Consider the following 13985-nt stretch of genomic DNA (forward strand, 5'->3'; position numbering starts at 1 on the left):
GCTTACATCGAAGCTATTGAAGTAGCTCGATCGACCTTGCTATCAGAGGCCTTTGAAATAGCCGACGATTCCCCGGAATTTGGCTTAGCTTCAGTCTCTTTTTCCCCGGAGTCAATTTTGTCTGTATCCTGTTTTAATTCTGATACAATTGCGCCTCTATCGCGCCAAGCTTCGGCATTTTCTGGTTTGATGGCAATAGCTCGATCGTAAGCTGCCATTGCTTCCTCATACCGCTTTAATTGAGACAAGACCATCCCCACATGACGCCAAGCATCGTAGGAGTCAGGCTTAATAGCAATCGCTTTCTCATAAGCTGCGAGCGCTTCTTCATTGCGCTGCAATTTGGCCAATGATTCGCCTTTGCCAAACCAAGCTTCGTAACACTCGGAATTAAGGGTAATTGCTGATTCGTAAGAGGCAATTGCTGCTTCGTGCTGCGACAGTTTGTCGAAAGCTACGCCTCGGTTGTGCCACACTTCAAAATCCTCCGGTTTTAGGGCGATTGCTTTGTCGTAGGATTCGATCGATTCTTGATATCGCTGCATTTTTCCGAGCACCGCGGCTCTATTGTACCAAACTTCGTATTTGTCGGGCCGGATGCCGATCGCCCGATCGTAAGAATCAATAGCATCGCTGTAACGGAGCAGTCTCCACAGCATATTGCCTCGATTGTACCAAGTTTCGCATCTCTTCGGATTGAGTTCAAGAGCGCGATCGTAAGAATCAACTGCTGCTGCGTACTGCTGTACTTTGCCCAGCATCGCACCTCGGTTGTGCCAAATTTCGCTGTCGGTTGCTTTGATAGCGAGGGCGCGATCGTAACTGGCGATCGCTTCTTCGTAATGCTGCAATTGACCCAACAAAGCCGCTATACTGTGCCAACAAGCGTATTTTCGGGATTCGCTCGAACTTGCTCGCTCGTAACAGGCGATCGCCTCTTCGTACCTGTGCAATTTGCCTAGCAAATGCGCTTTATTATACCACAATTCGTAGTTATCCGGTTTAATCGATATTGCTTGGTCGTAACAGGCGAGTGCTTCTTCGGGGCGCTGCAATCTTATTAACACATTTCCGCGCCAATACCAAGCCTCATCCAAATTATTATTAGCTAAAATAGCTTTTTCCAAGCAGACTAATGCCTCATCATAATTGCCTTGAAAATAAAGCCCTTCGGCTTGCTTGATATAATCGTCAGCAATCAAATTTTCGTTGCTAGCAGGTGCCGTTTGCGAATTTTGGGAATTGTTTAAGACCGGTTGAGGTGCGATTTTGAGAGCTTCTTTGGCAACAACTGCGGGAACTTGGGAAATTTCTTGAACAATTTGAGATTTTTTCTCGTCAACTTCTTTCAGCAAAACTTGCAGGTGCATGATAAATTGAGATTTGAGAGTCTCAATTTGCTCGACAGAAGATTTGGAAAGTTCAGTTTCTCTCGTTAAAAAATCAAGGGATTGTTTAGCTGCACCCATTTGCGCTTCTAATTCATCCCTCAACTTTTGAGTCAGTTGGCTGGAATTTATAAGCTCGGATTCCAATACACCAATGCCCTGCAATCGTTTATTGGCATCAGCAACCAACTGTTTGATTATCAGCCGTCGCATCATCCAAAAAAATGCAATTGTCACCGGTGGAAATACCGTACCAAGAATTAGCAAAATATTGAGCAGAGTTATGGTACTATTAAAACCATATCCAGATTCAGCACTGCCACTAGACGGGGAGATAAAAGCGAAAACCTCGCGAACTTGAGGATTGCTTTCAGCGCCGGTTTCGATTAATTTAGCCAGCCAGGTTTCTTGTAAAGATTTTGTTAGTTCATCGCCGGATGCAGCAGGAGTATTCGCCTTGGTTTTTGCACTAGCAGATAAATCGGGTTGAGCGGCCGCTACCAGCAAACCTGTCGGCGACTTTACAGCAATTCGCGGGGAAAATTGTTCGTGAGCGATCGTCTCAGGCTCGCTAATTGACTCAGCCCGACGGGATACGGTAGTAGTTGGGGAAAATTGTTCGTGGGCGATCGTCTCAGGCTCACTAATTGACTCAGCCGGACGCGATTCAGTATTATTTACGGCATCAACAAAGTTGCTAGCTTGCGGTGTCTGAGGAGAAATAGGAGGTGCAGCAGGATTGGCGCTAGTATTAGCAGTTAAATTGTGGGATGCGAGGGCAGCCAGACTTAAGAGAGCTAGATTAGAGACGCGCATAAACGTCAACTCATTTAGGAGAAATTAGTGCTTGGTTGTCAGCGAGCGGGCGATCGACCTCATACTCTCAGCAATTAGAATAGCTGACATGAGGAATGCTGACTTACTATCTCCAAAATACGCGCGCAGCCTGACTTTTCAGGAAAAGTGCCAATAATTCTGGCTGTGGAACTTTGGTGAAAGAATATGTTCTCGCGCCTAATCCGGTTGAAAAACTCTCGGAATCATCATTAGGCTGGTAGGGCCGGGTTCACCAATCTGCACAATTAGCCAAAGATCCGGGTGAACCAGACCCGATTTTTAGCTCTAAACCTTAGCTAAAATCGCTTCCGGCTGCTGACTTTGTGCCGCCACTTCCTCTAAATCAGCACCGTAAATTTCACAGCTATTATTCGGACTTTCAATCAGCTTAATCTTGTGCAACTCTGCGCCCAATTCCCGAACGGGCGATCGCAATAATTGCCCGATCCGAACTGCAATATTCTCCGCAGTCGGCACAACGTTCTCAAAATAAGCAATATCCTTATTTAAAAAAGTGTGATCGAAGGGTTCAACAACATAATCGTCAACGGCTTTTTGCAAAGCTCCCAAATCAGCAATCATGCCTGTCCGCGCATCAATTTCCCCTTTAACAGTCACCTCTAAATGATAATTGTGACCGTGACCGTTGGGACGAGCACATTTGCCGTAAATTTCCGAGTTTTCATCAAAGCTCAAATCGGGACGAGCCAACCGATGGGCGGCGCTAAAATGAGTGGACAAAGTTAAATAAGCTTCCATTCCGTTTCCTAAATATTCAGCCCAAAGTTCGGGATGTTCAAACAATTGAATTTTGCTCACAGGTAAATGAGGGGCTAGCCGCAGCCAAATTTGCCGTGCTATGTTTTCGGTAGTTGGCAGAGTCTGCTCAAATTCCGGCCACGCTTCGTTGAGAAAGGAAAAATCGAGATCCTTGATAACTTCCCGCTTGATGACGTGCTTGACATCAGACAGGTTGAGCACCATGCCGTACTCGTCGAGTTCGCCTATCATGGAAACGTAAAGGACGTAATTGTGTCCGTGTCCCGGTGCGCGGGCAGTTGGGCCAAACCGCTCAAAGTTCTCGGCTTCGCTTAACTCCGGCAGCCAGTACCGGTGACTCGCCGAAAACTGTGCCCGACGATTGATGATGCACTGCATAAAAGTCAAGTAGGGTAAGCTTGTTAAGTTCTGTAAAGGACTTACTTCTTAAGGATAAACTAATTTTTGCTGGAATTTTTCGATTATTTGAGGGTGCTGTAAATGAATTTCTACCAATTTTCCCAATCTTGGCAACACGTCGCCGCTCGATCGAGCCGCAGGGCCCATTTTACGCCACAATACAGATATCCGGCACAAAATACCGCTACAAAATAGTTTTTCGCCATCTGTTACTAACCCATCAGTTACGAGTCTTTGAGAGAGTGGGTGAAGCTGAGCTATTCCGAAAAGAATCGACCTTTTTTGCAACACACGGCACTCCACAGTTCGAGTTTTTCGCGTAAGCTCTGCAATAGTTAGCCGTTTGCGGTTCAGTTGCGCTAAAAACTAATCACCCATGATCAATCACCAATTACCCATTACCAAATATTAATGAATTCGATTACAGCACGAGCCGATCGCTTTTTTGAACATTTATCGGGTGCGATGACAACCCCGCTATTCTATATCGGGGACACTCATCTGTCCATCAGTGCGATCGTCAAACTGATAATCTTAGCTATATTTGCCTTGATTATAGCTAAGATTATCAGTGAAGGAATCAAGCGCAGCGTGCTAGTTAGGATGAGATTGGATCGCGGCAGTCGAGAAGCAATTTCTACGATCATTAGCTATATTTTAGCCAGTATTGGCTGTATATTCGTCCTGCAAGGTTCCGGCATCAACCTCACTTCTCTCACCGTCTTAGCTGGGGTGGTTGGCATTGGTTTCGGCTTCGGCTTGCAAAATCTCGCTAGCAACTTTATAAGCGGTCTCACCCTGCTCTTTGAACACCAAATTAGAGTCGGAGACTTTATTGAAATTGACAAGTTATTAGGAACAGTAGAAACAATTTCGATTCGGTCTACAATTATTAAAACAATTGACGGTCTATTTGTAATCATACCAAATATTAAGTTTGTCGAAACTAACATTATTAACTGGAGTTACAGAGACCCCAGATGTCGCCTCCACATCCCTGTCGGTGTTGCTTACGGATCTGACCCAGTAATAGTTACGGAAGCGCTGTTAATTGCGGCGCGGATGGAATCGAATGTCTTGTCCCATCCTTCTCCTAAAGTATGGTTTCACGGTTTTGGAGATAACGCTTTAAATTTTGAACTTTTAGTTTGGATTGACCAGCCACAGGAAAGCGATGCGATTAAAAGCGCGGTAAATTTTTTAATAGATTACGAATTGCGCCACCGAAATATCGAAATTCCCTTTCCCCAGCGGGATTTGTGGCTGCGAAATCCGCAAGAGTTAACTAAACTTTTTCACCCTAACAAAGACGATAATTCCAACGGCAAACTTTTTCCCCAGAATGCTAAACCTTCAGCCGACATCAAATCTAATCCGCCCGTTTCAGAACATAAAAATCCAGCGCCTAAATCCCCTAATAATTGGACGCTGCGAGATTTGTTGCGGCGAGTAACTTATTTTGAACAGTGTACGGATTTAGAACTGCGCCAGTTAATTGAATACGGCTACCGACAACTGTTTCCAGCGGGACAGGTGGTATGTAAGGAAAATGACCCTGGCGATTCTTTTTATATTATTCTTTCGGGTACTGTAGAAGTTCTTTCTCAAAAAGCCGGTCAGTATATTGCTACACTTCACGAGGGCGAGTTTTTTGGGGAAATATCTTTGCTGTTGGGTACTCCGAGAACGGCGACTGTTAAAACTAGCGAAGATGCAATTTTGTTTGTGGTGGAACGTCACGATTTGCAAAAACTTTTAAGAGAACAACCCAATTTAGCAGATCAGATTGCTCAAAAATTGTCGGAACGCCAGCAAGCTTTGAGAGATTTGGGATTGTTAGATGGCGACTCTCTGGAACAAACTCCTTTTATTAAAATTCGCAAGCGAATTCAAGTTCTTTTTGGAATTTGAAAGAAGAAAGAAGGAAGAATGTAGAGGGTAGAGGGAACAATCTGCTTTTTTAACTTTTAATTTTTAATTCATCCTGCGCTTCCCGCCGCAGTCTAGCAGCAATTCTAAACAGTTCTTGACCAGTGTGCAAGTGGCGATCGTCATAATTGAGGGTAAATAGCTGCAATTCTTCTATTCCGTCTCCGACTTGATTGATGCTGTAGTAGAGATAGGCCGCAACTCCGGCTACATTAGAGGGATTGGGCATCGATGTAAGAAAGTTATGAGCTTTTTTGAGAAACTCGCGGCTGGTTTCGATATAAAGTTGAAACTTTTCTATCAGTTCGTCATCAAACGGATCTGCGGACAACTCGTCTATTTCCTTTTTAAGCGGCTTCAAGATGCTGTTGAGCATTTTATTGACGGGTTTGTATACTTTAATCAGCCACTGTTCCATTTGTTCGTCAGCGTCCCGTGCTGTTTGTGTTTTCTGACGGCTGACGTTTGGTGCGACTGGTGATTGCTGTTCGGTTTGCTCGTCCATTAGGCGATCGTAAGATTGTCTGTGCTGGGCATCTCCTAATATTTCATAGGCTGCATTGAGGCGGACAATCTCTTCGTGATCGGCTTTGGAGCTATGGCTGTCGGGATGAAATATTTTGACTAAACGGCGGTATGCTTGTTTAATCTCGGCTTGTGTTGCGGTTGGGCTAATCTTTAAGGTTTTGTAGTGATTGGTAACGGAAGACACGCTGTTATTTCCTTGAAATCTGGATAATCTGCGAAAAAGTGCTTGACAAAAATATCATTATTTGCTAATTTGTTAGGCATTTATCTGATAGAAATGTCAAAAAGTGTAAGTAAAAAACATCTGTTTTCAAATTATCATAAATCTATTTTAGAAAAACATTGATGCTTTTGAAGTGGCAAGCCGTTGCACATTGAGGACTCCTATAGCGCTGCTCCCGCCAACAGTTAGCTCTTTCTTTTCTTTTGTCTTCCTTCGTCCCCACAAGAGCGCTCAGCGCCCGCTTCGCTAACACGCCGAAAGCGGTTCAAAAAAAAGCACATTCAGAAATTCGGCATCATTCGCGATCGAGGAAGCTAGAATCTACCGCCATTCTTGAATCTAAAAAGCCAAGCAGGGCGTACAGTGTACGCCCTGCTCTGTGTTGCTGCAACTTGGCTGGAGGCTGACCTAGTTGAGGGCCATCGCCAGATTGAGTTCTGGATCTTGGAACAAGGGAGTGCTGAGATAGCGTTCGCCGAAGCTAGGCTGAATCATCACAATCAATTTCCCTGCATTTTCCGGACGCTTGGCGACTTTCACCGCCGCACATAGTGCCGCACCACTGGAAATACCGGACAAAAGTCCTTCTTCTCTGGCCAAGCGGCGGCCGTAGGCGATCGCCTCGTCATCCGTAACAATTATAATTTCGTCGATCGAATCCACATTCAGCACCGGGGGCACAAAACCAGCACCGATACCTTGAATTTTGTGAGGCCCTGGCTTTCCGCCCGAAAGTACCTGACTGTTGGCCGGCTCAACGGCGATCGCCTTAAACTCGGGTTTCCGCGACTTAATCACCTCTGCGACACCCGTAATCGTACCGCCCGTGCCGACTCCCGAAATCAGAAAATCCACCTCGCCGTCTGTATCTTCCCAAATTTCCTCAGCCGTTGTCGAACGGTGAACCTGGGGGTTCGCTGGATTCCGAAACTGCTGCAACATATACGCATTGGGAGTTTTGTCCACAATCTCTTGAGCGCGGCGGATGCAGCCGCTCATGCCCTCAATTCCGGGAGTCAGTTCTAGTTGAGCACCGTAAGCTCGCAGCATCGATCTACGTTCCGTGCTCATCGTATCCGGCATTGTCAAAATCAACTGGTAGCCCTTAGCTGCCGCCACCATTGCCAGAGCAATTCCGGTATTGCCAGAAGTCGGTTCCACTAAAACCGTTTTGCCTGGAGTAATCAGCCCTTGGGCCTCTGCTTGATTGACCATACTGACACCGATGCGGTCTTTCACCGATGATGCCGGATTCATGCCTTCGAGTTTTACCACAATCCGAGCCAAGCAGCCTTCAGCTTGGGGAATGCGGTTGAGTTGCACCAAGGGCGTCCGCCCTACCAATTCTGTAATGTCGCCAGCAATACGCATAATATTTGTCAGTTTGTGGTTGAAAGTAAATGTTAATTCCTAGTTGGCAATATTTTAACTAGATGTAATACATGATATCGAGCTGCCGTCTGCCATTGCGCTTTTCGCACAGATCCTGTAGCGTGTATTTTTGCAAAACCGAGTTGGCAATCGATCGAGCTTCTTGCCAAACTTCCCAAATCACCGCACTTTCTACAGTTTGAGCAGGCGAGTCTTTTTCAGAGCGATCGAACTCTGAGCCTTCGAGACAGTTGATAATTTCTAGAAGTGTTATTTTCCAGGGTTCCCTCGCCAAAAGATAACCTCCCTTAGCTCCTCGCTGGCTGCGAATCAGCCCGCAGCGTCTCATCGTAGCCAGCAACTGCTCTAGATATCGATCGGGAATATTTTGCTGAGCTGCTATCTGGCGAATTTGCAGAGGCTCGCCTTCTTCGTAGCAATCGGCCAGCTCCAGCAAAGCTAAGATTGCGTATTCGCTTTTACAGGAGAGTTCTACCATAATTGCTTCCAATACCAGAATTATCAACTCCGCAGTCAGATGTTAAAATTCTCCTCAATGTTGAGTTCCCAATTCTAACTCCTAACTTTACCTTTTATTATACCCCGGTTTTCCACTGAACTTAATCGACTTTCATCACTTCATCCTTTGGACGATCGGCACTCCCGCTTCTATGAAACCGGCATTGCTAGTTTTGACTCTCTCCGCTTGCACGACGGCATTACCTCAAGAAACCGGGTTTCTGCCTCTTATGACTAATAATTTTTAATTTTTAATAGATTCTCGGCGCCCCCTTTGTCCCGCACTAAAAAAAGCCCTGCAGCAGGCAGGGCTAAACTGAGCCTTGAGAGTTGCCAGCAGAGAGGGTATGACCCCCTCCCATGCCTCATCTAACCCGCTCTTAGAACGTGAAAGTAGTTCTCAGAGTACCAATGATGATGTCATCATTACGGTCATCTTGATTAGGATTTGTCACCCAAATCACGCCCGGAGTAACAGAAATGTTGTCCGAAAGCTGAAACTTGTAGAACCCTTCAACGTGATAGGAATCATCGTTGCGGAAGCTTCGCAAACTACTCGAAGCTTCAAGTTTATCCAAGTAAGGCTCACGACCTACCACCAGCCCTAGCAAGTTGCCTTCTTTCCCTAAATCAGGTAAAGCCAAGGTGACAGCGTAGTTCCAGATTTTCGCATCGCCGATGCCGAGAATGCGGGCATTGGTTAAACCGGCCCAGCCACCAAGGATAAATCTCGGGCTCAGTCGCAACGAAGCCTGAGCGCCGTAGGAGTTGGTGACAACTTTGCGAGCACCGAAGCCGTCAAAACCCTCGCTCAAACCGTTGAGAGAATTAGCCGCGCCGGTACCGGTGAAGCCGCCGAGGTTGTCGATTCCATTTCCCAAACCGTTGTCAAAGCCAAAGTTACCTCGATTAAAGTAACCGTGGTTATAGTTGAAAGCAACTTGCAAGTTGCGTCCAGGAGTAAAAGTCAACTGACCCATCGCGGCGTAGTCGCCGTTCAACAAGCCAGCACCCTTAACCGGACTGGCTGCATTTGACGCCAAATAACCAAATGACAGAGAAGTTGGGCCGAACACGCCGCCCAGTAAGCCCCTGCCGCCAAAGGCATAGTCAAAGCCAATACCTGCGCCACCACCCAAACGGTAGATGGGGTTACGCTGTCCAAAGGCGCTCAGTGCTCCGTTGCCCCCGTCAAAGTCTTCAAAGTAAGGGTTGACAGTCGGCATAATGTCGTCCCAAACGCCAGCGTTGGCTATCAGGCTAACGTTGAGTCGCTGACCGACGGGGAACTTGTATAACAAGGTGTCGAGGGCAACAACGTTATCGGTTCTGCCGACTACGTTCCAAGTTTGAGTGCCTTCGCTTGTAGCACCAAGGTTGAAGTTGCGACCGTTGCCGACTTGAAGCCTGGTTAGCAGTAAGTCTCTGCCGGTGAAGCTAGTATTTAAATTCAGACGCACCCGTTGTTGGAAGACAGCTTCGTTGTTGTCGCTGCCTAATCTTCTTTCGTCTCTGCCAAACAAGCCAACGTTGCCACCAAAGTCATCGCTGAGAGCGAAAATAGCTTCCCCAGTCAGCTTAGTAGTGGTGGAGAATTGGTTGGCTTCGAGTTCGGATGTCCGAGCTTCCAGAGCATCGACGCGACCGCGCAGGGTTGCCAGTTCCGCTGCAAATTCTTCTTGGAGCCGTTGGAGGGCTGCCAAGTCATCTCTCGTAGCGAAGTTGCCAGTGCCGCCTCTAATTAGCTCGCTCACCTTGTCTAAGCAAGCATTTAAACCGGCTGCGAATTCGTAGCGAGTCATTGCGCGGTTGCCGCGGAAGGTGCCGTCGGGATAACCGGCAATACAGCCGTAGCGCTCGACTAGGGATTGCAGTGCTTGGAATGCCCAGTCTGTGGGCCGCACGTCGGAAAGTTGAGATACTGAGGTAACTTGACCTTCAGTTTCGCCGCCGGCAGCACCTTCGGTGCTGTACTGGTTGAGCTGTTCTAATGTGGTGGCTGGGTTTTGCTCTTGTGGTCCGGCAGTTTGGGCTACAGATTCAGCCGGTTTTGGCAAACTTTGTTCTGCCGACTCTGCCACTGCCGGGGCTGGAGTTTCTAATTGAACTGCACCGATTTGCTCTGGGAGAGCGGTAGCTGCCGGGGCGGGAGTTTCTAGTTGGGCTGCCGGGGCAGAATTTTCTACTGGTTGAGCGACTGTTGTCTCAACTGCGGCTAAAGCTTCACTTGTAGGTTGTGATGCCGCTTGGGGATTTGCCTCAGCAGGGGCTGTGTTGGCTCCGACGATCGCACTTTCAGGTGCAGCCGTGGCTACATCTGCCATCGCTGCCTGGGTTTCGTTGCCAGCGACTTGGGAAATTTCTTCTACTGGCTCGGAGGCTGCAGTTGTTTCGGAAACAGCAGCTAAAGCATTTAGTTTCGCTTCGGAGGTTTCAGCGGTTTCAGCTTTAGCGACAGCGGGGTTGAGCGCATCAGCAGCCTGCTGAGCGTCTGCTGCCATCGCGCTCGAAGAAACTACTAGGGTAGCTCCTAAGACTGCTGGGCTGATTAGTAAGTAACTCCACAAAAATTTCGACATATTCACTCTCATCCTCACACCGATTACAGAGAAACTTTTCTAGTCTTCTATGTGGTCAGTCGTTGCTCAACTAGCATACTCTAAAAAGAGACCTAAAATTCACTTTTTCTTTTGATTCTTTCGGGCTGACCGAGTATATAGATGTGACTGACGGCTGCAGTGAGCCTGTTTTTTCACCTGTACTCAACTTCGTCAAAACCAGACCCGGCTTGGGCTGTCGATTGATTTTACTGATCCCACTTGATAGCGCCCGATCGCCTATTTACTTTTTAGCACAGCACGCCCGACTCGTCTAGGCTGATTCGACTTTTACCTCCAAGCTGTGCCCGAGGACGCTAAAGACTTGGCGATGATCGAACAATTCTAACAAATCGGCGTTGATTTTGTTGTGAGCTGCTTCTTGCCACAAAATTTTCATCGCTACCTCTGTTCGCAGAGCTCGTTTGTACGGGCGATCGCCTGCGGTCAGGGCGTCGTAAATATCGGCGATCGTCATCAATTGCGCTTGAATTGGAATTTCTGACTTGTTTAGGCCTCGCGGATAGCCTGTGCCGTCGAGTTTTTCGTGATGTCCGTAGGCAATGTCTGGAACATTTTTTAAATCTTTTGTCCAAGGAATTTGTTTCAGAAACTCGTAAGTGTGAGTTACGTGAAATTCTATTGCCGATCGTTCTTCCGGCGTCAGGTTGCCCCTCGACACCATCAATTGCATGATCTCGTCTGGGTTCAGCAGGGGTTTCTTTGCCCCATCTATATCTCTGTAAGTTTGTCGAGAAATCTCTCGCAGTTGAGCTAGGGGTTCCGCTGCCAAAATGTGAGGCTCGTTTGCCTCTAGCAGCACTTCCCAGTATTCTGCTAATCTGGATTTCGCCTCTGCTAGCTTAGTGTCTAGCTGTTCAATTTCCTGGCATTGAGGGCACTCTGGCTCCTGGAGCGGGTGTTTTCGGTAGGCTGAATGCTCCAGCAAGTATTTATATTTAGACTGGACGCATTCCATTTCCATCGTCCGCTGAGCTAAGCCAAAGCGGTGGCGAATAATTTCTAGCTGTGCGGGGTAGAGCTTTTTCTGTTTGGTCAAAACTGCTTCGGAGACTCCGATTTTGCCAAAATCGTGCAGCAGGGCGGCGTAGCGAATTTCTTGAATTTGGCGGCTGTTAAAGTAAATAGAGCGAAGTCGTCCGCTGCTGACGGTGTTTATTTCTTCTGAAAGGCGTACTGTGAGGGCTGCTACTCGTTCTGAATGACCGTAGGTACAGGGGTCTCTGGCTTCTATGACTTGCACCGAGGCTTTCACGAAGCCCTCGAACAAATTTTCTATGCTATCTTGGAGTTGATTGCGCTCGATGGAGATTGCTGCTTGAGAAGCGAGCGATCGAACTATCCTTTCTTCCCACTCGGAATACTGCTGAGTCGATTCCCAGGCATTGTCTGCTGTCAGCACCGTATCTGCCTTTGTTTTGCGGTTGATCAGTTGCAGTACGCCTATTGTCTCGCCCTGTCGGTTTTGCATCGGCAGTACCATTACCGAACAAGTGCGGTAATTAATATCCCTGTCAAAACTGGTATCTAGCCGATAGGGTACGCCGGGGGGTAAGTCGTAGGCATCAGACAGGTTCAAACTTTGACCTGTAATTGCCACGTATCCTGTCAAACTTTTGTCAGTCAGTGGCAGAGCGAACTCTTTAAACGACAGGCTCGGTTTAGAAGCATTTTGGGCTACCTTGAACAGCAGCTTAGATGTTTCGTCGCTGTGATCTACTAAGTAAACGCTGCCAGCATCGCTGTAGGTAATTTCCCTACTTTTGGATAAAATTAAGTTTAACAACTCGCCCAAATCTTGGGCGCTTGACAAAGCTGCGCCAATATCTAAAAGCTTTTCTATCAGATCGGTTTTTTCTGCGGCAGACTCGTTCTTGAACTCTGGCTTTTCAAATACGATCATGTTCGGATGATGGGGAATAGCCTTTTATACATTGAACGTTTGGCCTCTCGACTTTTTCACACCCGATTTTAACCCCTAGTCGATTTTTTATTTGCGAGCTTTCCGCGATCGGGGACTGTCGCTAGATGCAGTGGCTCTTGTTAGGCCAACGGGCACTCTTTTAATCTAGCGTAGAAATCTCTTGGGCTAGCGCAAAGTCTTTCTCAGTTAAGCCTCCGGCATCGTGGGTTGTTAAGTTAACTGTAACTTTGTTGTAGGAGATTTCTATGTCGGGGTGATGTCCTGCGGCTTCTGAGGGGGCGACCAACTTATTTACAAAGGCGATCGCTTCGATAAAATCTTTAAATAAACGGGTACACCGCAGTTGTTTACCTTCAACCGTCCAGTCAGACAATTGACTGACACGCTCTTGAATTTCAGTATGGTTAATTAGCTCAGCCATAATTTTTTTCTTTGGGATTAGCAATGGCAGATTAACTGCCAACTTGTAGAAAACCTGACCAAAAACTATCCGCTCTCACCAATAGTGTTAAGCCTCAAGTTTTAATACTCAAGATTTAACACTATTTGAGGTGAGAGCGGTCTAGCGGGTCTTCAGATTAGAACCTGACTGCCGGGAGAATCCCTAGCTCAGCCTGGTTCCCCGTGGAAGTCGTTTCCCGTTGGAGACGACGGCTGACTGCTAGTGAGCGGCCCCGGCGCACAGCCGGTAGTTTCCAATCTGATGACCCATGCGTTTACTACTTTCTATCATGGGCATCACCTCCAGGTTTAGCTAAATGGCTTAATATTGGAACGCACATCACCTAAATACAAGATTTAAGGTGATGATTTGTGCGCTAGGCATTGCCAGCGTTACCAGAAGAACTTGCGTTCTGAGTATCGTTCTAGTATTCACAATTACTAGAGTAACACAAGGAATTAGAAGTGGAGGGATACAAATTGAGATTTTTGCAAGATGATGGCAAATTACTGCTCCTGGAAGGTCTTTGATCGATCTCTACAGCAATCGGGCGATCGCAGTTTCAGCCATCTACCTATATTTTCTTCAGAATCCTGGCTGTGCGGTTATCAGGTGCATGGCAACTCTGGCGGCGGAGAAAAGGCGATCGATTTCTTTCCCGATAGGAGAGAGAGTTCACCAGATATAAAAAAACAAGTTGTTATAGTCGCAGGCAGACTTGGTTTTTGTCCAAAATCAGCTTTTTTAGGGTGCTAATTCTATCGAATCCTGCACACAAAAAGCTCCTGCCTGGTGGCGGGAGCTTTTTCAGCATTAAGGGTAAAGCCTAAACTGCTTTATCTTACCCTTTGAAAATGTTGGCAATTTTGATATTTCGCGCTGATTACAGAGCGTTACCGCGAGGCAGAACTTCTTCAGGGAAGATGAAGTTTTCGTGGGGTTGGTCTGTCGGAGCCATCCAAGCACGAATGCCTTCGTTAAGCAGAATGTTCTTAGTGTAGAACGTTTCAAACTCAGGATCTTCAGC

11 protein-coding genes and 1 pseudogene are annotated in these 13985 nt (G+C 47.0%); 2 read left to right on the forward strand and 10 right to left on the reverse strand.

Annotated features, from left to right (window positions below; all coding sequences use genetic code 11):
* Positions 1–2: 2 nt before the first annotated feature.
* On the reverse strand, positions 3–2204 hold the full coding sequence (locus QUA38_RS08035) for a tetratricopeptide repeat protein (RefSeq protein ID WP_333160710.1): 2202 nt from the start codon (positions 2202–2204) through the stop codon (positions 3–5).
* Between the two features lie 31 nt (positions 2205–2235).
* Here QUA38_RS08035 and QUA38_RS08040 point away from each other — a divergent pair, with 31 nt between their 5' ends.
* A complete protein-coding gene (locus QUA38_RS08040) occupies positions 2236–2361 on the forward strand; it encodes a hypothetical protein (RefSeq protein WP_333160712.1) in 126 nt (41 codons plus the stop codon).
* 149 nt (positions 2362–2510) lie between these two features.
* Here QUA38_RS08040 and QUA38_RS08045 read toward each other — a convergent pair whose 3' ends face one another.
* Entirely contained in the window at positions 2511–3383 is an 873-nt protein-coding gene (locus QUA38_RS08045; RefSeq protein WP_333160714.1) for a 6-carboxytetrahydropterin synthase, read from the reverse strand.
* Positions 3384–3431: 48 nt separating this feature from the next.
* Positions 3432–3695, reverse strand: a complete 264-nt coding sequence (locus tag QUA38_RS08050) for a hypothetical protein (protein ID WP_333160716.1) — start codon at positions 3693–3695, stop codon at positions 3432–3434.
* Positions 3696–3815: 120 nt separating this feature from the next.
* Here QUA38_RS08050 and QUA38_RS08055 point away from each other — a divergent pair, with 120 nt between their 5' ends.
* The gene (locus tag QUA38_RS08055) at positions 3816–5315 is read left to right on the forward strand and encodes a cyclic nucleotide-binding domain-containing protein (RefSeq protein ID WP_333160718.1); all 1500 of its coding nucleotides are present in this window, start codon (positions 3816–3818) and stop codon (positions 5313–5315) included.
* A 49-nt stretch (positions 5316–5364) separates the two neighbouring features.
* Here the strand turns inward: QUA38_RS08055 and QUA38_RS08060 are convergent, their stop codons facing one another.
* From QUA38_RS08060 to QUA38_RS08090, 7 genes and pseudogenes are all read right to left on the reverse strand, one after another.
* The gene (locus tag QUA38_RS08060; protein WP_333160720.1) at positions 5365–6045 is read right to left on the reverse strand and encodes a J domain-containing protein; all 681 of its coding nucleotides are present in this window, start codon (positions 6043–6045) and stop codon (positions 5365–5367) included.
* Positions 6046–6492: 447 nt separating this feature from the next.
* Complete coding sequence (gene cysK / locus QUA38_RS08065; RefSeq protein ID WP_333160722.1) at positions 6493–7455, reverse strand: cysteine synthase A; 963 nt, start codon at positions 7453–7455, stop codon at positions 6493–6495.
* A 58-nt stretch (positions 7456–7513) separates the two neighbouring features.
* Entirely contained in the window at positions 7514–7954 is a 441-nt protein-coding gene (locus QUA38_RS08070) for an Rrf2 family transcriptional regulator (protein ID WP_333067256.1), read from the reverse strand.
* A 400-nt stretch (positions 7955–8354) separates the two neighbouring features.
* Positions 8355–10553, reverse strand: a complete 2199-nt coding sequence (locus QUA38_RS08075; RefSeq protein WP_333160724.1) for an iron uptake porin — start codon at positions 10551–10553, stop codon at positions 8355–8357.
* Between the two features lie 292 nt (positions 10554–10845).
* Positions 10846–12495, reverse strand: coding sequence for an HD domain-containing phosphohydrolase (locus QUA38_RS08080; RefSeq protein WP_333160725.1), 1650 nt, complete (start codon positions 12493–12495; stop codon positions 10846–10848).
* A gap of 160 nt (positions 12496–12655) precedes the next feature.
* Complete coding sequence (locus QUA38_RS08085; RefSeq protein WP_333160727.1) at positions 12656–12937, reverse strand: 4a-hydroxytetrahydrobiopterin dehydratase; 282 nt, start codon at positions 12935–12937, stop codon at positions 12656–12658.
* Positions 12938–13841: 904 nt separating this feature from the next.
* Positions 13842–13985, reverse strand: a pseudogene (locus QUA38_RS08090) (photosystem II D2 protein (photosystem q(a) protein)); the annotation flags it as partial.

Source organism: Microcoleus sp. Pol12B4, assembly GCF_036701385.1.
Lineage (GTDB): Bacteria > Cyanobacteriota > Cyanobacteriia > Cyanobacteriales > Microcoleaceae > Microcoleus.

Excerpts from the sequence above, each read along its gene's own strand:
- QUA38_RS08035 (WP_333160710.1), bottom strand. The coding sequence starts at position 2,204 with ATGCGCGTCTCTAATCTAGCTCTCTTAAGTCTGGCTGCCCTCGCATCC.
- QUA38_RS08080 (WP_333160725.1), bottom strand. The coding sequence starts at position 12,495 with ATGATCGTATTTGAAAAGCCAGAGTTCAAGAACGAGTCTGCCGCAGAA.
- QUA38_RS08070 (WP_333067256.1), bottom strand. The coding sequence starts at position 7,954 with ATGGTAGAACTCTCCTGTAAAAGCGAATACGCAATCTTAGCTTTGCTG.
- QUA38_RS08055 (WP_333160718.1), top strand. The coding sequence starts at position 3,816 with ATGAATTCGATTACAGCACGAGCCGATCGCTTTTTTGAACATTTATCG.
- QUA38_RS08075 (WP_333160724.1), bottom strand. The coding sequence starts at position 10,553 with ATGTCGAAATTTTTGTGGAGTTACTTACTAATCAGCCCAGCAGTCTTA.
- QUA38_RS08085 (WP_333160727.1), bottom strand. The coding sequence starts at position 12,937 with ATGGCTGAGCTAATTAACCATACTGAAATTCAAGAGCGTGTCAGTCAA.
- cysK (WP_333160722.1), bottom strand. The coding sequence starts at position 7,455 with ATGCGTATTGCTGGCGACATTACAGAATTGGTAGGGCGGACGCCCTTG.
- QUA38_RS08045 (WP_333160714.1), bottom strand. The coding sequence starts at position 3,383 with ATGCAGTGCATCATCAATCGTCGGGCACAGTTTTCGGCGAGTCACCGG.